At 68.4% G+C, this 18,450-nt stretch carries 20 protein-coding genes; 13 read left to right on the top strand and 7 right to left on the bottom strand.

The features are described from left to right. Positions 1 to 4 precede the first annotated feature (4 nt). The 6 genes from AC25MA_RS18565 to tatA form a co-directional block, all read right to left on the bottom strand. Positions 5 to 1,027: an SIS domain-containing protein gene (locus AC25MA_RS18565; protein ID WP_486972289.1), complete on the bottom strand. Its 1,023-nt coding sequence runs from the start codon at positions 1,025 to 1,027 to the stop codon at positions 5 to 7. Further along, complete coding sequence (gene nagA, locus AC25MA_RS18570) at positions 1,024 to 2,112, bottom strand: N-acetylglucosamine-6-phosphate deacetylase (protein ID WP_280064213.1); 1,089 nt, start codon at positions 2,110 to 2,112, stop codon at positions 1,024 to 1,026. The genes AC25MA_RS18565 and nagA overlap by 4 nt, the downstream gene beginning before the upstream one ends. Before the next feature lie 11 nt (positions 2,113 to 2,123). Further along, a complete protein-coding gene (locus tag AC25MA_RS18575; RefSeq protein ID WP_028691621.1) occupies positions 2,124 to 2,855 on the bottom strand; it encodes a GntR family transcriptional regulator in 732 nt (243 codons plus the stop codon). 244 nt (positions 2,856 to 3,099) lie between these two features. Continuing rightward, positions 3,100 to 3,834 (bottom strand): twin-arginine translocase subunit TatC, encoded by a 735-nt coding sequence (gene tatC, locus AC25MA_RS18580; protein ID WP_062360469.1) that lies wholly within the window; start codon positions 3,832 to 3,834, stop codon positions 3,100 to 3,102. Further along, positions 3,834 to 4,121, bottom strand: coding sequence for a Sec-independent protein translocase protein TatB (gene tatB, locus AC25MA_RS18585; protein ID WP_486972290.1), 288 nt, complete (start codon positions 4,119 to 4,121; stop codon positions 3,834 to 3,836). Before tatB ends, tatC begins: the two co-directional genes overlap by 1 nt. Beyond that, entirely contained in the window at positions 4,121 to 4,339 is a 219-nt protein-coding gene (gene tatA / locus AC25MA_RS18590) for a twin-arginine translocase TatA/TatE family subunit (RefSeq protein WP_186596971.1), read from the bottom strand. The genes tatB and tatA overlap by 1 nt, the downstream gene beginning before the upstream one ends. Before the next feature lie 135 nt (positions 4,340 to 4,474). Here tatA and gspK point away from each other — a divergent pair, with 135 nt between their 5' ends. After that, positions 4,475 to 5,440, top strand: coding sequence for a type II secretion system minor pseudopilin GspK (gene gspK / locus AC25MA_RS18595; protein WP_236248232.1), 966 nt, complete (start codon positions 4,475 to 4,477; stop codon positions 5,438 to 5,440). A gap of 122 nt (positions 5,441 to 5,562) precedes the next feature. Here the strand turns inward: gspK and AC25MA_RS18600 are convergent, their stop codons facing one another. Next, positions 5,563 to 7,608, bottom strand: coding sequence for a PhoX family protein (locus tag AC25MA_RS18600; RefSeq protein ID WP_486972291.1), 2,046 nt, complete (start codon positions 7,606 to 7,608; stop codon positions 5,563 to 5,565). Positions 7,609 to 7,826: 218 nt separating this feature from the next. On the opposite strand from AC25MA_RS18600, the gene AC25MA_RS18605 reads away from it, so the two are divergent. From AC25MA_RS18605 to AC25MA_RS18660, 12 genes are read left to right on the top strand one after another with little or no spacing between them, the layout of a single operon-like run. Continuing rightward, positions 7,827 to 9,470 carry a bifunctional UDP-sugar hydrolase/5'-nucleotidase gene (locus AC25MA_RS18605; RefSeq protein ID WP_236248233.1) on the top strand — a complete coding sequence of 548 codons (1,644 nt, stop codon included), beginning with the start codon at positions 7,827 to 7,829 and terminating at the stop codon, positions 9,468 to 9,470. Beyond that, positions 9,467 to 9,886 carry a pilus assembly protein PilZ gene (locus AC25MA_RS18610; protein ID WP_036986278.1) on the top strand — a complete coding sequence of 140 codons (420 nt, stop codon included), beginning with the start codon at positions 9,467 to 9,469 and terminating at the stop codon, positions 9,884 to 9,886. The genes AC25MA_RS18605 and AC25MA_RS18610 overlap by 4 nt, the downstream gene beginning before the upstream one ends. A gap of 3 nt (positions 9,887 to 9,889) precedes the next feature. Continuing rightward, on the top strand, positions 9,890 to 11,842 hold the full coding sequence (gene gspD, locus AC25MA_RS18615; RefSeq protein ID WP_486972292.1) for a type II secretion system secretin GspD: 1,953 nt from the start codon (positions 9,890 to 9,892) through the stop codon (positions 11,840 to 11,842). After that, positions 11,842 to 13,290 (top strand): GspE/PulE family protein, encoded by a 1,449-nt coding sequence (locus AC25MA_RS18620; protein WP_088851971.1) that lies wholly within the window; start codon positions 11,842 to 11,844, stop codon positions 13,288 to 13,290. Before gspD ends, AC25MA_RS18620 begins: the two co-directional genes overlap by 1 nt. A gap of 2 nt (positions 13,291 to 13,292) precedes the next feature. After that, positions 13,293 to 14,489: a type II secretion system inner membrane protein GspF gene (gspF, locus tag AC25MA_RS18625; protein ID WP_486972293.1), complete on the top strand. Its 1,197-nt coding sequence runs from the start codon at positions 13,293 to 13,295 to the stop codon at positions 14,487 to 14,489. Positions 14,490 to 14,503: 14 nt separating this feature from the next. After that, positions 14,504 to 14,938 carry a type II secretion system major pseudopilin GspG gene (gene gspG, locus AC25MA_RS18630; RefSeq protein WP_028691608.1) on the top strand — a complete coding sequence of 145 codons (435 nt, stop codon included), beginning with the start codon at positions 14,504 to 14,506 and terminating at the stop codon, positions 14,936 to 14,938. A 1-nt stretch (position 14,939) separates the two neighbouring features. Next, positions 14,940 to 15,401: a type II secretion system minor pseudopilin GspH gene (gene gspH, locus AC25MA_RS18635; protein ID WP_182324204.1), complete on the top strand. Its 462-nt coding sequence runs from the start codon at positions 14,940 to 14,942 to the stop codon at positions 15,399 to 15,401. Further along, on the top strand, positions 15,398 to 15,766 hold the full coding sequence (locus AC25MA_RS18640) for a type II secretion system protein (RefSeq protein WP_028691606.1): 369 nt from the start codon (positions 15,398 to 15,400) through the stop codon (positions 15,764 to 15,766). The genes gspH and AC25MA_RS18640 overlap by 4 nt, the downstream gene beginning before the upstream one ends. After that, positions 15,763 to 16,353: a prepilin-type N-terminal cleavage/methylation domain-containing protein gene (locus tag AC25MA_RS18645; RefSeq protein WP_182324206.1), complete on the top strand. Its 591-nt coding sequence runs from the start codon at positions 15,763 to 15,765 to the stop codon at positions 16,351 to 16,353. Before AC25MA_RS18640 ends, AC25MA_RS18645 begins: the two co-directional genes overlap by 4 nt. Further along, the gene (locus AC25MA_RS18650; RefSeq protein WP_207851935.1) at positions 16,350 to 17,411 is read left to right on the top strand and encodes a GspL/Epsl periplasmic domain-containing protein; all 1,062 of its coding nucleotides are present in this window, start codon (positions 16,350 to 16,352) and stop codon (positions 17,409 to 17,411) included. Before AC25MA_RS18645 ends, AC25MA_RS18650 begins: the two co-directional genes overlap by 4 nt. Beyond that, complete coding sequence (gene gspM, locus AC25MA_RS18655; protein WP_486972294.1) at positions 17,408 to 17,794, top strand: type II secretion system protein GspM; 387 nt, start codon at positions 17,408 to 17,410, stop codon at positions 17,792 to 17,794. The genes AC25MA_RS18650 and gspM overlap by 4 nt, the downstream gene beginning before the upstream one ends. Continuing rightward, positions 17,791 to 18,450, top strand: a complete 660-nt coding sequence (locus AC25MA_RS18660) for a general secretion pathway protein GspN (protein WP_069016788.1) — start codon at positions 17,791 to 17,793, stop codon at positions 18,448 to 18,450. Before gspM ends, AC25MA_RS18660 begins: the two co-directional genes overlap by 4 nt.

Genomic DNA, 18,450 nt, shown 5'->3' on the forward strand with positions numbered 1-18,450 from the left:
GGCTTCACTGCGTGCAGGTCACTTTGCTCAGGTGGCGCGGCTGGTCGGGGTCGAGGCCGCGGGCCTCGGCCAGGGCCGCGGCCATGATGTAGAAGCTCTGGATCGCCAGCAGCGGGTCCAGGGCCGGGTGTTCGGCGCCGCTCAGGGTGAGGTCGCGCCCGGCGATATCGGCTGGTGCCGCCAACAGCACGCGGGCGCCGCGCTGGCGCATGTCGGCGGCCAGCTGCAGCAGCCCGGCCTGCTCGACGCCACGGGGGGCGAACACCAGCAGCGGGTACTGGGCATCGATCAGGGCCATCGGCCCATGGCGCACTTCGGCGCTGCTGAAGGCCTCGGCCTGGATCACCGAGGTTTCCTTGAGTTTGAGCGCGGCCTCCTGGGCGATGGCGAAGCCCGCGCCGCGGCCGATCACCATCAGGCGCTCGCTGTCGCGCAGGGTATCGATGGCTGGGCTCCAGTCTTGCCCGGCGGCCTCGCGCAGCTGCGCGGGCAGGGCAAGGCCGGCTTCCTGCAGGGCGCGATCTTGGCCCCAGTGGGCGACCAGGCGGGCGCCGGCAGCCAGGGTGGCGACGAAGCTCTTGGTCGCCGCCACTGATAGCTCAGGGCCTGCGCACAGCGGCAAGTGGTACTGGCAGGCCTGCTCCAGGGGCGAGCCTTCGGCGTTGACCAGCGAGACCGTGGTCGCCCCGCACTGGCCCAGGCGGCGCAGGCTTTCGACCAGGTCCGGGCTCTGCCCCGACTGCGAGAAGCCCAGCGCCACCTGGCCACGTACTCGCAGTGGCGCCTGCTGCAAAGTCACCACGGACATCGGCAGCGAAGCCACCGGCAGCCCCAGTTGCTGCATGGCGATGTAGGCGAAGTAGCTGGCGGCGTGGTCCGAGCTGCCCCGGGCCACGGTCAGCGCCACTTGCGGATCGAGCCGGCGCAGCTGTTCGGCCAGGGTTTCCAGGCGCGGGTCCAGCGTCTGCGTCTGACGTTCGACGACCTCGGCGCAGGCGCGGGCTTCTTCGAGCATCCTTGAACTCATGCGGTTTCTCCTTCGATCATCACGGCGGTCAGGTTCAGTTGGCGGTCCAGCAGCACCGCGTCGGCCCAGGCGCCCGGTTGCAGGCGGCCACGGTCGGCGATGCCGAGATAATCGGCGGGATGGCGGGACAGGCGCTCGGAGGCTTCGGCCAGCGGCAGGCCGATCTTCACCAGGTTGCGCAGGGCCTGGTCCATGGTCAGGGTGCTGCCGGCCAGGGTGCCGTCGGGCAGGCGCACGCCGCCCAGGCACTTGGTCACGGTGTGGCTGCCCAGGCGGTATTCGCCGTCGGGCATGCCGGCGGCGGCGGTGGAGTCGGTCACGCAGTACAGGCACGGGATCGAGCGCAGGGCCACGCGCATGGCGCCGGGGTGCACGTGCAGCAGGTCGGGAATCAGCTCGGCGTAGCGGGCATGGGCCAGGGCCGCGCCGACGATGCCCGGCTCGCGGTGGTGCAGCGGGCTCATGGCGTTGTACAGGTGGGTGAAGCTGGTGGCGCCGGCCTCCAGGGCTGCCACGCCTTCTTCGTAGCTGCCCAGGGTATGGCCGAGCTGCAGGCGGATGCCGCGCTGGCTCAGGGCCTGGATCAGCGGCAGGTGGCCGGCGATTTCCGGGGCGATGGTGATGACCTTGATCGGCGCCAGGGCCAGGTATTGCTCGACCTCGTCGAGCAGCGCCTGGTGGGCGAAGTTCGGCTGCGCGCCGAGCTTGCCGGGGTTGATGTACGGGCCTTCCAGGTGCACGCCGAGGATGCGCGCGCCCTGGCGCGGTTGCTTGAGGTGTTCGCCCAGTTCGGCGAGCACGCGGGTCAGTTCCTCGCGGGGCGCGGTCATGGTGGTGGCCAGCAGCGAGGTGGTGCCGAAACGCCGGTGGGTACGGGCGATGGTGGCGAAGGCATCGCCGCCCTGCATGATGTCGCTGCCTCCACCCCCGTGCACGTGCAGGTCGATGAAGCCGGGCAGCAGGTACGGCAGGTCGTTGGCCTGCGGGTCGCACGGCGTACCCTCGATGGCCCGGATGCGGCCGTTTTCGAGGTGCAGTTGTCCGCGCACCCAGCCGTCGGGGGTGAGGATGTTGGCGATGTCCATGGGGGCTCCGGTCAGCGTCGCAGTTCGGCGACGAAGTCGTAGTAGTCGTTGCGGCAGTAGGTGTCGGTCAGCTCGATGGCGGTGTTGTCGTCGAGGTAGCCGATACGGGTCATCAGCAGCATGGCGGTGCCGGGGGCGATGCCCACCTGGGCGGCCAGTTCGTCGCTGGCGTTGATTGCGCGGATGTGTTGCAGGGCGCGGACCACCGGGCGGCCGAGCCGGTCGAGGTGCTGGTAGAGCGAATCGCCGATGGCCTGCGGGTCGCCGAGCAGGCGGGCGGGCAGGGTGCTGACCTCCACCGCCATGACGATATCGTCGGCCTTGCGCAGGCGCTTGAGGTGGACCACCTGGTCGGTGGGCGACAGGCCGAGGCGGATCAGTTCGTCGTTGCTCGGGGTGCCGATGCTGCGCTCGAGCCACTGGGAGCTGGGCACGAAGCCCTTCATGCGCAGCATTTCGCTGAAGCTCGACAGACGTGACAGGGGTTGTTCGAGGCGTGGCGTGATGAAGGTGCCGGAGCCCTGGATGCGATGGATCAGGCCTTGTTCGAGCAGGACCTCAAGGGCCTTGCGCGCGGTGACCCGGGAGATGTCCAGGGTTTCGCTGAGGGTGCGCTCCGAGGGCAGCGCCTGGTCGGCGGTCCATTGGCCGGCGTGGATGGCCTGCTCAAGGTTGCGCGCCAGTTGCAGGTAGAGCGGGGTGGCGCTGGTGTCGTCGGGGCGCAGGGCCGATAGAGGACGCATGGGCGGTGTCCGATATTGTTGTTGGGTGGAAATTAATACCACTTTAATACCAGGTCAATACCACTGGTCTGATCAGGAATCTCGTTCTTGATTCTGGGGGCGCTTTGCGCCCCTTTCCGACCGGTCCGGCGCCCCGGCAAGGCCGCTCCCACAGGGACCGCACCATGGCAGAACTGGCACATATCCTGTGGGAGCGGCCTTGTGTCGCGAAAGGGCTGCAAAGCAGCCCCGACAATCCATCGGTCTACCCCGCCCGGCGCACCAACCCACACGCCAGCAACCCCACCTCGAACAGCACCCACATCGGCACCGCCAGCAGGGTCTGGGAAAACACATCCGGCGGCGTCAGGATCATCCCCACCACGAAGCAGCCGACGATCACATAGGGCCGGCTGCGCCGCAGCGTGGCCACGTCGGTCAGCCCCGCCCAGACCACGATGAAGGTCGCCACCGGGATCTCGAAGGCCAGGCCGAACGCCAAAAACAGTGCCAGGATGAAGTCCAGGTACAAGCCGATGTCGGTCATCATCGCCACCCCGTCCGGGGTCACGCTGGCGAAGAAGCCGAACATCATCGGGAATACCAGGAAGAACGCGAAGGCCATGCCACCGTAGAACAGCAGGATGCTCGACACCAGCAGCGGCAGGGCAATGCGCCGTTCGCGGCGGTACAGCCCCGGGGCGATGAAGCCCCAGGCCTGGTGCAGCAGCAGCGGCATGGCGACGAACAGCGCGCACATCGCCGTCAGCTTGAACGGCGTGAGGAACGGCGAGGTGACGCTGGTGGCGATCATGCTGGCGCCTTCGGGCAGGTAGCGGCGCAGCGGTTCGGAGATGTGCGTGTACAGCGTCTGGGCGAAGGGGAACAAGCCGCAGAACACCAGCGCAACCACCAGCAGGCAGCGCACCAGGCGCTTGCGCAGGTCGCGCAGGTGGTCGGTCAGCGGCATGCGCGCCGCCTGGTCGAGGGCGAGGGACATCAGGCGTTTTCCTTGGTGTGGACGACCGGGGTCGGGTCATTGGCCGGCGTCGCGTCGAGCTGGATGCCCTGGCGGATCTCCTGCTCCAGGCGCTGCAACGGCGCGGCATCCAGGGCGGGCATGTCGATCTCCCGCTCCACCTGCGTCTTCAACGCATGCAGCGCCCGCCGCGCCTGGCCCAGCCCACGGCCGAGGGTACGCGCCGCCACCGGCAGGCGCTCGGGGCCGAGCACCAGCAAGGCGACGATGCCGACCAGCAGCAGTTCGGTGAAGCCGATCTCGAACATCAGGCCTGACGATCCGATTGCGCCTGCTGCATCGGCTGATTGTTCAGCACCTGCGGTTGTTGCTCGACGCTGTTGTCGGCAGTACCGCCCATGGACTTGCGAAAGCCCTGGATCGCTTCACCGACATCACTGCCCAGCCCCTTGAGACGCTTGGTGCCGAACAGCAGGAAGACGATCAACAGCACGATCACCAATTGCCAGATTCCGATGCCACCCATGTAAGACCACTCCTGTCAGGCCAAAGAAAAAGAAGGCCAATCCTGCCTTGTGCAGATGACGGGCACATGACTGCCATCTGGCTGAAACAACGGGCGTGTTGACTGGCGCTTTTCAGCAGCCACGGGAAGACAGGGATGGGGCGCAGGCGACAACAGGGCGCGGCACTGCTGATGGTGCTGGTGGTGCTGGCGATGCTCGCGGCGGGGCTGGCCTGGCTGGTGGAAGATGGCCGGCGCCAGGTGGACGAGGTGCGCCTGTTGCACCAGCGCGTGCAGGTACGGGCCATGGAGCAGGCCGGGCTGGCCTATGCCTCCCAGGCCCTGCGCGATCCGGCTTGGCGGGCCAGCCCGCTGTTCTGGCAGGCCCTGCGTGGGCAGCCGTTGGCCTATGACTTCGGTGCCGGCAAGGCGCAACTGCGGGTGATCGACCAGCACACATGCTTCAACGTCAATGCCCTGCTGGGCGAGGACGGTCCACGGGCCGAGCGCCAGCTACGCCACCTGCTCGGCGACGACATGGCCGCCGAGCGGCTGGTCGATGCCCTGGCCGACTGGCTGGATGCCGACAGCGATGCCCGCTTGCAAGGGGCCGAGAGTGCCCAGTACCTGCGCCAGCAGCCACCCCGGTTGGCGGCCAACCAGCCAATGCTCGACACCAGTGAGCTCAACCTGCTGTTGGAGCCGGACAGTGGCCGGCAAGGCCGCTACCGGATGCTCTGCGCACTGCCCTCGACCGGTGGCTGGCGACTCAATGCCAACGCCCTGGGGCTGGTGCACCTGCCGTTGCTGGAGGCCCTGTACGAGGGGCAGTTTTCCCGTTCGATGCTCAGCCGCATCATCAGCGGCCGGCCGGCGGCGGGCTATGTGGATGCCACGGCATTGCGCCAGGCGCTGGGCGCGGTGGATGACGAGACCTTCGCCCGGCTAAGCGAAGGGTTGTTGCTCAACAGCGGCCATTTCGTGCTGCAGCTGTCGTTCGAGGAAGAGGGGCGCACGCTGCGCAGCCAGTTCCAGATCGAGGCGCTGGGCGTGGTGCAATGGCATGCGCGGGTGCCGGCGCAGCAGGTGCGGGTCAGGGGTAGGGAGGCAGGGGCCTGGTAGAACGTGATCGCGGGGCAAGTCGTATCGGCGCACCGCCGCTCCCACAAGGAATACGCAAGTCCTTGTGGGAGCGGCGGTGCGCCGATGCGACTTGCCCCGCGATTGGGTCGAAAGGCGATCGATCAGAGGGTACCGATCTCCCCACCATCATTACGCTGGATCACCACCGTCGAAGCCCGTGGCCGCACCGAGGTGCCGGTTGGCGTGACATCGGTGGCCTTGTCGGTGGTCGGCCAGTTGTCCGGGTGCTGGATGTTGACGAACATCGTCTTGTTGTCCGGGGTGAAGGTGATGCCCGTCACCTCGCAACCGTTCGGCCCGACGAAGAAGCGGCGCAGGGCCGCCTGGTTGGTGGCGTTGACCGGGATCTGCTTGCCGTTGGCGTCCACCAGGTCGGTGGGGATCACCGCCAGCAGCTGGTCGTTGGTGTAGCTGGTCAGGGTGGCCTCGCCGTTGTCGGTCTCGAACCACAGCACGCCGCGGCTATCGAAGCTCATGCCGTCGGGGCTGGCGAACTGGTTCAGTTCGGTCAGGCCGGAGCGGTTGATGTCCGGGGCGCCGGCGGCATTGGCGCCGAACACGAAGATGTCCCAGGTGAAGGTCTTGTGATCGTCGCTGTCGTGCCAACGGATGATGTGGCCGTGGCGGTTCGGGCCGCGCGGGTTGGCCGCGTCGACCTTGGCGGCGGTGCGCGCGCTGTTGTTGGTCAGGGTCAGGTAGACGTCGCCGTTGAGCGGGTTGACGGCGGTCCACTCCGGACGGTCCATGGGCGTGGCGCCCACGGCGTCGGCAGCGCCACGGGTGTTGAGGATGATGCCCGGCAAATCGGTGAACAACGCGCCGAGGGTGCTGCTACCGGTGGTCGGGGTGGCGACGTCGAGCAGCAGCCAGGCGCCGGTGCCGTTGGCGTCGAAGCGGGCCACGTAGAGCTTGCCCTTGTCCAGGTACTTGGCGCCGGTGGCCAGACGGTCGGCCGGGTTGGCATCGGCCGGGTCCCACAGGGCGTCGGAGACGAACTTGTACAGGTACTCGTTGTTGGAGTCGTCGCCGGTGTACCAGACCAGCGGCTTGCCGGCCACCGGCAGGCCCGGGCAGCAGCCTTCGTGGCGGAAGCGGCCCAGGGCGGTGCGTTTTACCGCCAGGGTGTTGCTGGTGTACGGGTCGATCTCGACGATGTAGCCGTAGGTGCTGGCTTCGTTGCGGAAGTCATCGGTGGCGCTGGCGCCGGTGGGGGTGATGTCGAAGCGGGCGAACTCGCCGGCCACTTCACTGGCGTCACCGGCCGCGGTTTCCCACTTGTACTGGCCGCTGCTGCTGGATACGCCGATGCGCACCTGGTTGGCCGGGCGGGTGCCCTTGTTGACGAAGATGCCGGGCCAGTTCTCCTCGCAGGTCAGGTAGGTGCCCCACGGGGTATAGCCGTTGCCGCAGTTGTTGTTGGTGCCGCGGCACTGGGTGCCGGTGGGGGAGAACTTGGTCTTGACGTGATCGGTGCCGCGCATCGGGCCTGCGATGTCCATCAGCGAGACGGTGGTGAAGCGGCGGTTGAGCGGGTCGTTATCGACCACCTGCCAGCGCCCGGCAACCTTGCTGATGCGCACCACGCCCGCGCCGTGGGCGTTGATCTCCTTGCGCACTTCCTCGACCGGGCGCTTGCCGGCGACGGTGGTGGGGCCGGCCGGGTGCAGGGCGGCGGTGTCGATGTACTCGAAGTTGATCGCCAGCAGGCCATCGCTGGAGCTGCCGTTGATGGGGAAGAAGTGCATGCCGTCATGGTGCATGCCCATGGCGTTGGCCTGGTCGGTGGAGGTGTTGCTGCCATCGGCCTTCCAGGGGTTGGCGGTGGCGTTCAGCGGTGTGCCCCAGGGCGCCAGCACATAGGCGCTGTAGCCGGCGGCGACTACGCAGGCATCGGTGCGCGAGCCTGGAATGGAATTGAAGCCCAGCTTGAGTTTCGGTTTCTCCGGCTGGGGCGCCGGATCGTCGTTGTCGGAGCCGCCGCCGCCGTCGAAGCAACCGGTCAGGCCGGTGCCGGCGATCATGGCGATGGCGGCGCCGAGGCTGCCGCGCACCACGGCGCGACGGCTCAGGTAGGTGTCCATGACACTGGCCATCGGCAGGTTGCCGCTCAGGTTCCGGTCCAGGTTATCGCCGGTATCTCGACTCATCAGGGTGTCCTTTTTTGGCTGAGTTGAAGGAGACCGCGACTCTAGACGGCAAGTATGTCGATTGATTGGCAGAAATGTTAAAGGGCGTTTAAAACGCGCTGCTATTACTAAAGGCCTAGTCCAGGCTGTTTTGGAATTAACAGCGGATTTCTGCCATCAAACTGTCACGCCAACGCCGCAATATCCGGGGCCCAACGTGAACAGGGATGGCGGAGTCGATGGCAAGCAGTATGGGCAGGCGCGAGGTGATCGGGTGGCTGGGCGTCGGTGCGCTGGCGCCGCTGCTCGGTGCCTGTTCCACGCTGCCGGGGCCGCGTGGCGGCAGCGACCGGGCGCTGGACCTGCTGTATGTGGCCGACACCCTCGATGCCCGTCAGCCGGGCCAGGCCGTGGTGCCGGCCACGCGCCTGGGACCGGTCAGCCACCTGGGTCGTGCACCCTGGATGAGCGGGCCCAACGCCAGTGCCGGGCAACCGGAGCTGGCGCCATTGCTCGATGCCCGCCTGGTCGGACAAGCCCGTACGGGTGGTTACGCGGTGCTGGCAGCGTTGCTCGAACAATTGCGCGCCGAAGCTGGCAGTGAGCACTGCCTGACCTTGGAGAACGGCCAGTGCTGGAACGGCAGTGGCCTGGCCTACCTCACTCAGGGCGAAAGCGGCGTGCAGGGCAGCCAGCTGCTGGGCAGCGAGGCGCGGGTCAGCAGCGATGAGCGGGTGCTGTGGCCGCAGCGCAGCGCCGGGCTCTATCGCCAGTCTTCTTCTATCACCCTCGGCGCCGGACTGGCCGACACCCAGGCCAAGGCGCTGGGCGTTGAAGGCGTCAAGGTGTTCCAGCGTGCTGGTGTGCGCATTGCGGTTGTGGGGGTTACCGACCCTTACGCCCAGGACCAGAAAGCCTCCCTGAAACAGTGGTACCAGTCCCTTCAACCGAGCTTCCAGCAGGCCCGGCGCGAGGCCGACCTGGTGGTTGCGCTGGCGGATGTCGGTACCGGCCCCGGTCTGTGGCTGGCCGAGCGGGTGCCGGAAGTGGATGTGCTGCTGTGCGCCCGTGGCCAGGACCTGTGGCCCGCGCCGGTAATGGCGAGCCAGGCCAGTGGCCGGCGGGTGCCGGTGTTGTTCGCGGGCTGCCGGGCCAGTGGCGCGTTTCGCCTGCGTTGCCGCCATACCGGTGGCCAGTGGCAGTTCGAGACGCGTTTTTTTCCGGCCTTCGAGCACAGCCTCGGACCGCAAGCCCAGGCCCGCGCCAGCCAGCTGCGCGGCGAACTGCAACGCCAGCGCAGCGGCCACGCCGCCTGGCTCGACCAGCCCCTGGCCCGCGCCCCCGAGGCGTTGTGGCGCCGCGATACCCGTGGCGGCAGCTGGGACCGCCTGCTGCACCAGGCATTAGCCGACGATTCGAGCATGCCGGTGCTGCTGCCTGGCCTGCGTTACGACTTCCCGCTGCGGGCGGGTGAGCCGATCACCCGTGAACACCTGATCAGTCTCACCGGCGGCTACCCCGCGCCAGTGGTCGAAGCCCCGGCGCGCCAGGTCGAACAGGTACTGGAGAACGCCGCCGAGCAACTGTTCGGCGACCCGCTGCTGCTGGACAACAGCCAGGACCTGCCGCGCTGGCAGAGCCAGGACTGGCAGGTGAGCTACAGCCCCAACGGCAAGCGCATCATCGGCCTGCAGCCGGTGGAGGGCCTGTGCCGCACCTTCGGCCTGCACTTCGACGCCCAGGCCGGCGTACCGCTGTGGCAGACCCTGGAAGCCTGGCTGACCCGGCAGACGCCGGGCTGGGCGCTGGCCACCCTGCAATTGCCGGCGGTGCGCTACGTCCAGGGCCATCCGGGCTGGCACCCGCACCAGGTGGCGGCGTGACTTCGCGCCTGGTCACCTTCGCCTTGCTGACCCTGGCCGGCTGGCTGGCGGCGCAATGTGTGCTGCTGCTCAGCCGCCAGCCGCTGCCGGCCACTGCGCCCGTTCAGACGGACGTTGCGCTGCCGGGCCTGCTGGTGGAGCACTGGCAGGCTCCCGTCGATGACGGAAGTATCCCCATCACCCGCCTGCCCCTGGCCTACCTGGGCGGGCTCAAGGCCCAGCCGCTGTCGGCCAGCGTGGTGGTGCTGCGCCATGGCCAGCAGGTGCGCACCCTTGGCCGTGGCCAGCGCCTGGCGCCGGGCATCGTGCTGCAGGACATCGACGCCGATGGCCTGATCTTCGACAACAACGGGCGGCGCGAGCGCCTGCCCTGGCCGCCACGCCCCGCCGTGACCGGCTTCAAGCGCCAAGGATGAATGATGATCGCAAGGTACTGTCTGGCCGGGCTGCTGATGCTCGGCATGTCCCTGGCCCGGGCCGAAGAGCCGGAAGTGTTCGCCGACGACGGCACGCCGTTGTACGAGGTCAATTTCGTCGACACCGAGCTGGGTGAGTTCATCGACAGCGTGTCGCGCATCACCGGCACCACGTTCATCGTCGACCCGCGAGTGCAGGGCAAGGTCACCGTGCGCACGGTCGATCGGCATGACGCCGACGCCATCTACGATATCTTCCTGGCCCAGCTACGGGCCCAGGGCTTCGCCGCCGTGGACCTGCCCAACGGCAGCGTGAAGATCGTTCCCGACCAGGCCGCGCGCCTGGAGCCGGTGCCGGTGGAAAGCGCCAACAAGAAGTCCGAGGGCAGCGATGGCGTGGCCACCCGCGTGTTCAATGTGCGCAACGCCGCCAGCGAGCAGATGCTCGGCATCCTCAAGCCACTGATCGACCCACGGGTCGGCGTGATCACCCCGTACCCGGCCGCCAACCTGCTGGTGGTCACCGACTGGCGCAGCAACCTGGAGCGTATCGACAGCCTGCTGCGCCAGCTCGACCAGGTCAGCGACGAGCCGTTGCAGGTCATCCCGCTCAAGCACGCCAGCGCCGCTGACACCGCGGGCCTGGTGACCCGCCTGCTGGCCCGCGAGCAGGGCAGCGATGCCGCCCAGGTGGTCGCCGACCCGCGCAGCAATGCCTTGCTGGTACGCGGCAGCGCCGACAGCCGCGAGCGTGTGCGGGCCTTGCTGGCCCAGCTCGACCGGCCCGGCGACAACCTGCGCAGCAGCAATACCCAGGTCATGTACCTGCGCCACGCCAACGCCGCCGAGGTGGTCAAGGTACTGCGCGGCCTGAGCCAGGCCGGCGCGGTGCCAGCCGCCGAAGGCGAGGGCAAGGACGCAGCGCCGGTGCCGGCGACCAGCGATTCGGGGATCCGCCTGGAGTACGAGGAGGGCACCAACGCCGTGGTGATGGTCGGCCCGGACAGCGAGCTGGCTGCCTTCCGCAGCATCGTCGAGCAGTTGGACATCCGTCGGGCGCAGGTGGTGGTCGAGGCGATCATCGCCGAGGTGTCCGACAGCAGCGCCCAGGAACTCGGCGTGCAGTGGCTGTTCGCCGACGAGAAGTTCGGCGCCGGCATCGTCAACTTCGGCGGCAACGGGGTGAACATCGCCAGCATCGCCGGTGCCGCCAGCAGCGGCGACAACGAAAAACTCGGCAAGCTGCTGTCGGCCACCACCGGCGCCACCGCCGGCATCGGCCATATCGGCGGCGGTTTCAACTTCGCCATGCTGGTCAACGCGCTCAAGGGCAAGAGCGGCTTCAACCTGCTGTCCACGCCGACCCTGCTGACCCTGGACAACGCCGAAGCGTCGATCCTGGTCGGCCAGGAGGTGCCGTTCGTCACCGGCTCCGTCACCCAGAACAATGCCAACCCCTACCAGACCATCGAGCGCAAGGAAGTGGGGGTGAAGCTGCGCATCAAGCCGCAGGTCAATGTCGACAACAGCGTGCGCCTGGACATCGTCCAGGAGGTGTCGTCGATCGCCGACTCCAGCGCCGCCAGCGATGTGATCACCAACAAGCGCGAGATCAAGACCAAGGTGATGGTCGAGGACAACGGCCTGGTGATCCTCGGCGGGCTGATCAGCGACGAGCTTGCCACCAGCAACCAGCGCGTGCCGCTGCTCGGCGACATTCCCTACCTGGGCCGGCTGTTCCGCTCCGACGCCAGCAAGAACACCAAGCAGAACCTGATGGTGTTCATCCGCCCGCGCATCCTGCGTGACGGCGAGAGCCTGGCCGGCCTGAGCCAGCAGAAGTACCAGAGCCTGCAACAGAACACGCCGCTCAAGCTGCCGTCCCTGGCCGAGGGCCTGCCGTTGCTGCAGGTGTTCCCCTCCAGCCGGGCGCGCCTCGAAGGCGGTGACTGGTGATGCTGCCTTATCGCCTGGCGCGCCAGAGCGGCGTGGCCATGGCACCGACCGAAGGCGGCTGGCAGTTGTGGTTGCGCAGCAATGCCGACAGCGACCAGTTGCAGGAGCTGTTGCGCGTGCATGGTCTGCCGGTCAGCCTGGAGCGCCTTGACGGCGCGCAGTTCGACGAGCGCCTCGGCCAGCTCTACCAGGCCGGCGAGGCGGCGAACGAGGCCTTGATCGAAGGCATCGGCGAGCAGGTTGACCTGGACAGCCTGATGAGCGAGATGCCGCGCATCGAGGACTTGCTGGAAAGCGACGACGAAGCCCCGGTGATCCGCCTGATCAACGGCCTGTTTGGCCAGGCCTTGCGCCTGCGTGCCTCGGATATCCATATCGAGACCTTCGAGCAGAGCCTGGTGGTGCGCCTGCGCGTCGACGGCCACCTGCGCGAGGTGCTGCGCCCGCCGCGGGCGCTGTCGGCGATGCTGGTGTCGCGGATCAAGGTCATGGCCCGGCTTGATATCGCCGAGAAGCGCCAGCCCCAGGACGGCCGCATCACCCTGCGCGCCGCCGGGCGCGAGGTGGATGTGCGGGTCTCGACCCTGCCCGGCATCCATGGCGAGCGGGTGGTGATGCGGGTGCTCGACAAGCAGGCCAGCCTGCTGGCGCTGGACAACCTGGGCATGCCCGCCGCCGTGCTGCGCGGCCTGCGCGGCTGCCTGGCGCGGCCCAACGGCATCGTGCTGTCCACCGGCCCCACCGGCTCGGGCAAGACCACCACGCTGTACGCCAGCCTCAACAGCCTGAACGACGGCAGCCGCAACATTCTCACCGTCGAGGATCCGGTCGAGTACGCCATCGCCGGCATCGGCCAGACCGCCATCAACCCCCGCGCCGGGCTGACCTTTGCCAGTGGCCTGCGCGCAATCCTGCGCCAGGACCCGGACGTGATCATGCTCGGCGAGATCCGCGACCAGGAAACCGCGCAGATCGCCGTGCAGGCCAGCCTCACCGGGCACCTGGTGCTGTCGACCCTGCACACCAACAGCGCCCTCGGCGCGGTGACCCGCCTGCGTGACATGGGCATCGAGCCGTTTCTGATCGCCTCGTGCCTGCGCGGCGTGCTGGCCCAGCGCCTGGTGCGGCGGCTGTGCAGCTGCGCGGTGGCTCGGCCATTGCAAAGCGCCGAGCGCGAGCTGTGGCCGGAACTGGGCAGCCTGCGCGAGAGCTATCACCCGGTCGGCTGTGAGCATTGCCAGGACAGCGGCTATGTCGGCCGGTTGGGGCTGTACGAATTCATCGAGCTGGATGCCGGGCTGGTCGCGATGCTCTACGACGGCGAAAGCGAGCTGGCCATGCAGGCCTACCTGGATGGCCGCCGGCAGAGCCTGGTGGCCATGGCTAGCGATTGCCTGGCCCGTGGCGAGACCAGCCTGGCCGAAGTGCTGCGCGTGGTGCAGGGCTGAGCATGCCGACCTATCGCTATCAGGCCGTGGACATGAACGGTAAGGCGCACAAGGCCAGCGTGCAGGCCGACAGCGAGCGGCATGCGCGCCAGTTGCTGCGCGAGCAGGGCCTGTTCGCCCGGCAGTTGCAGCGCCACGACAGCACGCAGTCCCGTCGCCAGCGCCTGACCCGCGCCCAGCTGTGCGAGCTGACCCGCCAACTGGCGACCCTGATTGGTGCCGGCATCCCACTGGTCGATGCCCTTGCGACGCTGGAGCGGCAACTGCGCCAACCAGCCCTGCATGCGGTGTTGGTGACCCTGCGTGGCTCACTCGCTGAAGGCCTTGGGCTGGCCCGTAGCCTGGCACGCCAAGGCGCGCCGTTCACCGGGCTGTACTGCGCGCTGGTCGAGGCCGGCGAGCGCTCCGGGCGCCTGGGGCAGGTGCTGGCGCGCCTGGCCGATCACCTTGAGCAGGTGCAGCGCCAGCGCCACAAGGCACGTACCGCGCTGATCTACCCGGCGGTGCTGATGGGCGTGTCGCTGGCGGTGGTGATTGGCTTGATGACCTTCGTGGTGCCCAAGCTCACCGAGCAGTTCGCCCATTCCGGGCAGAGCCTGCCACTGATTACTTCGCTGCTGATCGGCATCAGCCAGGGGCTGGTCCAGGCCGGGCCGTACTTGCTGGCGCTGGCGATCGGGCTGGCAGTGGCCGGTGGCTGGCTGCTGCGCAAGCCGCACTGGCGCCTGCGCCGCGACGACCTGCTGCTGCGCCTGCCGCGTGTCGGGGCGCTGCTGCAGGTGCTGGAGAGCGCGCGCCTGGCGCGCAGCCTGGCGATTCTCTGCGGCAGTGGCGTGGCCCTGCTCGAAGCCCTGCAGGTGGCCACCGAGACGGTCGGCAACCTGCGTATCCATGCCGCCATGGCGCAGGTACGCCAGCAGGTGCAGGGCGGCACCAGCCTGCACCGGGCGCTGGACGGCGCCGGCCAGTTTCCGCCGCTGCTGGTGAACATGGTCGGCAGCGGCGAGGCCAGCGGCACCCTGGCCGACATGCTCGAACGCGTGGCCGATGACCAGGAGCGCGGCTTCGCCCGCCAGGTGGACACCGCCATGGCGCTGTTCGAACCGCTGATGATCCTGGTGATGGGCGCGGTGGTGCTGTTCATCGTGCTGGCGGTGCTGCTGCCAATCATGCAGCTCAACCAGGGATTGCAACTGTGACAAGGAGACTTCTCATGCAACAACGACGCAATCGCCAGGGTGGCTTCACGCTGATGGAGATCATGGTGGTGATCTTCATCATCGGCCTGTTGATCGCCGTGGTCGCGCCCAGCGTGCTGGGCAACCAGGACAAGGCCATGAAGCAGAAGGTCATGGCCGACCTTGCGACCCTGGAGCAGGCGCTGGACATGTACCGCCTGGACAACCTGCGCTTCCCCAGCAACGAACAGGGCCTGGCGGCGCTGGCGAAGAAACCGACCCAGGAACCGCTGCCGCGCAGTTGGCGCAGCGATGGCTATATCCGTCGACTGCCAGAGGATCCGTGGGGTACGCCGTACCAGTACCGCATGCCCGGCGAGCATGGCCGGGTCGATGTCTATTCGCTGGGCGCCGATGGTGTGCCGGGCGGCGAAGGGCTCGATGCCGATCTGGGCAACTGGGCGCTCTGAAATGTCTGCCCGCTCCCACGCTACCCCGATCCAACAGTGTGGCTTCAGCCTGCTCGAGCTGCTGGTGGTGCTGGCCATCGCCGCGCTGATGACCAGCCTGGCGGTGGCCTGGCTCGACAGCGGCAGGAGCAGCGTCGACCAGACCCTCGACCGCCTGGCCGCCGCCACTTTGGCCCAGGCCGACCTGGCGCGCCATGCCGGGCAACTGCGGGGGATACGCTGGAACGGTCAGCGGCCTGAGTTCGTGCGCCGTCAAGGTGATCAATGGCAGGTGGAAACCGTTGCATTGGGCGATTGGCCCAAGGGCCTGCGCCCGGACTGGCCAGCCAGCCAGACGCCCGTGCTGCTGTTCACCCCCGATGGCTGGGCCCGCCCGGGCACTGTGCGCTGGCGCTGGGCCGAGGGCGGCCGGCGTTGGGACTGGGACCGCAGCGGCCAGTTGCGCGTGAGCGTGATGCCATGAAACGCGGGCAACGGGGCTTCACCTTGCTCGAAGTGAGTGTGGCCCTGGGCATCGCCGCGGTCCTGGCGGTGATCACCAGCCAGGTCCTGCGCCAGCGCCTGGCCGTGCAGGACACCGTGCAGCAGCATCGCCTGGGCCTGCTGTGCGCCCGCGAGCTGCAGGCGCGTTTCGCGGTCGAGCAGTACTGGCCGGCGGCCAACCAGGACAGCGGCGTGCTGGTCGAGGGCGGGCAGGCCTGCCATTGGCAGCTGCAGTTGCGTCGTACCGGGGTGCGCGACCTGCGTCGTGGCGAACTGTTGCTGCATGCCGACCGCGACCAGCGCCTGCCGCTGGGGCAGTACACCGTGTTCCTGGAGCGGCCATGAAGCGGCGCCAGGCAGGCATGACCCTGATCGAACTGCTGGTGGCCCTGGCCCTCACTGCATTACTCGGGGTGTTGCTGTCGGCGCTGGTCAACGGTTGGCTGAAGGTGCGCGAGCGGCTTGACGAACAGGTGCGCGAAACCGGCGTGCTGGATTTCTGCCTGGCCCTGGAGCGGCGTTTCGATAGCCCGGTGCTGCGCCGCCTGTATGAACAGCGCCTGCCGCTGGCGCCGCGCTGGCTCGACTGGCAACCCGACCGCCAGCAACTGCTGTGGGTGGCCGCCGCTGCCTGGCCCCAGGCCGAGGGCGGCTCGCGCCTGCAACGCCAGCGTTTGCGTTTCGAGCCTCGCGAACAGCGCCTGCTGCTGGAAACCTCGGCCGACCTCTACGCCGCCGCAGCCCCGCAATGGGTGATGCGCGAGCGGTTGGAGCGGGTCAGCGCGATGAACATCCTCTACCACCAGTCCGGCCGCTGGCTGGCCTGGCCTTCCGAACAACCGGCGCACCCCGGACGGGGTGTGCGCGTGGAGCTAGTGCGTGATGGAGCACCGTCTACCTGCACCTTCGTTCTGCCCTGGGGGCGCTCATGAAGCTTGAATGGCGCCGCCGGGCGCCGGCACAACCCTGGTTGTTGCTGCGTCCAGGCGAGGTCTGGGAGTGGCTGCTGGTGATCCAGGGCCGTCCGGTGCGCGAGGGACTGGGGGAGCCACCGCCAGGGCTCGAGGCGCGCGTCGCCCTGATCGTTCCCGGCGAGCAGTGCAGCCACTTCCAGCTGGCCGCGCCGCCCGGGCTCAAGCGCGAAGAGTGGCCGTTGCTGGTCGAGGACCGCTTGCTGCAAGGCGCCGATGATGTGCTGTGTGCCTGTATCGGGCGTCACGCGGGGCAGGTGCAATTGCTGGTGGTGGCGCGGGCGAGGCTGGATGAATGGCGTGCGCAGTGCTCCGCCTGGGCGCTGCCGGTTGAGCGTTGCTGGGCTGAGTTCCAGCTGCTGCCCGACAGCGTGGGCGCGTCGGGTTGGCATTGGCGGCGAGGGACGGTGAGCCTGTACAAGGCCCAGGCACGTTGGTTGGCCTGGCCACAGGTGCTCGGTTTGCCGCCTACGTTGGACTGGCTGGCCGACGACGCTGAATGCATCGAGGGCCCATGGCCAGAAGTGCTGGCGCCGCTCGATGGCCTGTCGGGGGTGTTCGAGGCGCGACAGGCCCGCTCACGCCCGCGCTTGCAGGGCGGGCAATCGCGCCTGGCCGTCGCCTGCCTGGCGTTAGCCCTGGCGTGGGGCGGACTCTGGTGTGCGCAACAGTGGCGACAGGCCCAGGTCTATCGCGCCCAGGTGCTGGCGGTGACCGGTCCCCAGGCGACACCACGCCAGGCGGCGCTGGCGCTCAAGCGCCTGCGGGACGACGCCGGTGAAAGCCAGGTGCGCCTGCGTCTGCTCGACGCGGTGCAGGCGCAGGTCCATGCCTGGTTGAACGATCACCCTGGCTGGCAGGTGCGGGCGGTGCGGTACGACGGCCAGCGCTGGCACCTGGAGCTGGAAGGCGAGGGCACAGGCGCGCCCTGGCAGGACATGGCCACGGCGATTGGCGTGCACGTCCAGGTGGAAGACGAGGCACGCCGGGTGGTGTTCGACTTGGGGAGCGCAGCATGAACCGTGAATGGTTGCAGCAGCATCGGCTATCGCTGGCCTGGGGAGTCGTCGCGCTGTTGGTTGCGCTGCTGGCGCTGCGCGAGGGCATCGCCTATTGGCGTGAGCAGGCGCAGTGGCGGGCGCTGGCCGAATCGTTGACGGCGCAAGCGCAGCAACCCGCATTGACCCTGGAAGGGCTGCACCAGTCGGCTCAGGCGCGACACATCGAGCTCGCCGAGGTGCAGCCCGAGGACGAAGGCTGGCTGGCGCGTGGCAAGGTGGCCGATGCCCAGGCGCTGCAAGGCTGGTTGCAGGCCCTGCGCGATGATGGCGCGCGGCCTTTGCAGTGGGAATTGGAGCGGGACACCGAGGGGCTGCGCTTTACCGTGCGGCTGCGGCCATGAAGCGGCGGGCTGGCCTGTGGATGGCCCTGGTGTTCTGCCTGACGCTGTTGGTGGAGCTGCCAGCGCGTTGGTTGGTCGCCGGGTTCGGGCTACCGGCCGAGGGCGTGAGCGGCAGCCTGTGGCAAGGGCAGGCCGAGCGGCTGGGTGCGGCAGGACCGGTGCAATGGACGTGGCGAGCATGGCAGCGCGATCTGCAGGTTCGGTTGGTTTTTCAAGGTCAGGGTTGGCAAGGGCGCCTGAGCGGCTGGCCGTGGCGTTGGCAGGCCGGGCTGCAGGCAGTGGGCGCGCAGCCCAGCGCGGCCCTGGGATACCGCCTGACCGGGCAGTGGCAAGGGGGTATCAGCCTGCAAGGCTCGGGGCAGCGTTGCCTGGCCGCCGAAGGGCGGATCACGGTGGTCGACCTGGCTTTGAGCGCCCCGTGGTCCCTGGGATTGGGGGAGGGGACGCTGGAAATGGACTGTCGCCAGGGCTGGCGGCTGGTCGCGGGGCTGGTTCGCCAAGGCCAACACCAGCTCGGCCTGGAGGCCGACCTGGTGGCACGGCGGGCGCAGCTCGATTTCGCAATGTCGGCCGATGCCGGCCTGACCCCGGTGCTGCGCGGCCTGCAATGGCTGGGGCCGGTAGACACTATTGGACAGCGTGGGCTGAGCTGGTAG

The sequence above is a fragment of the Pseudomonas sp. P65(2024) genome (assembly GCF_057480955.1).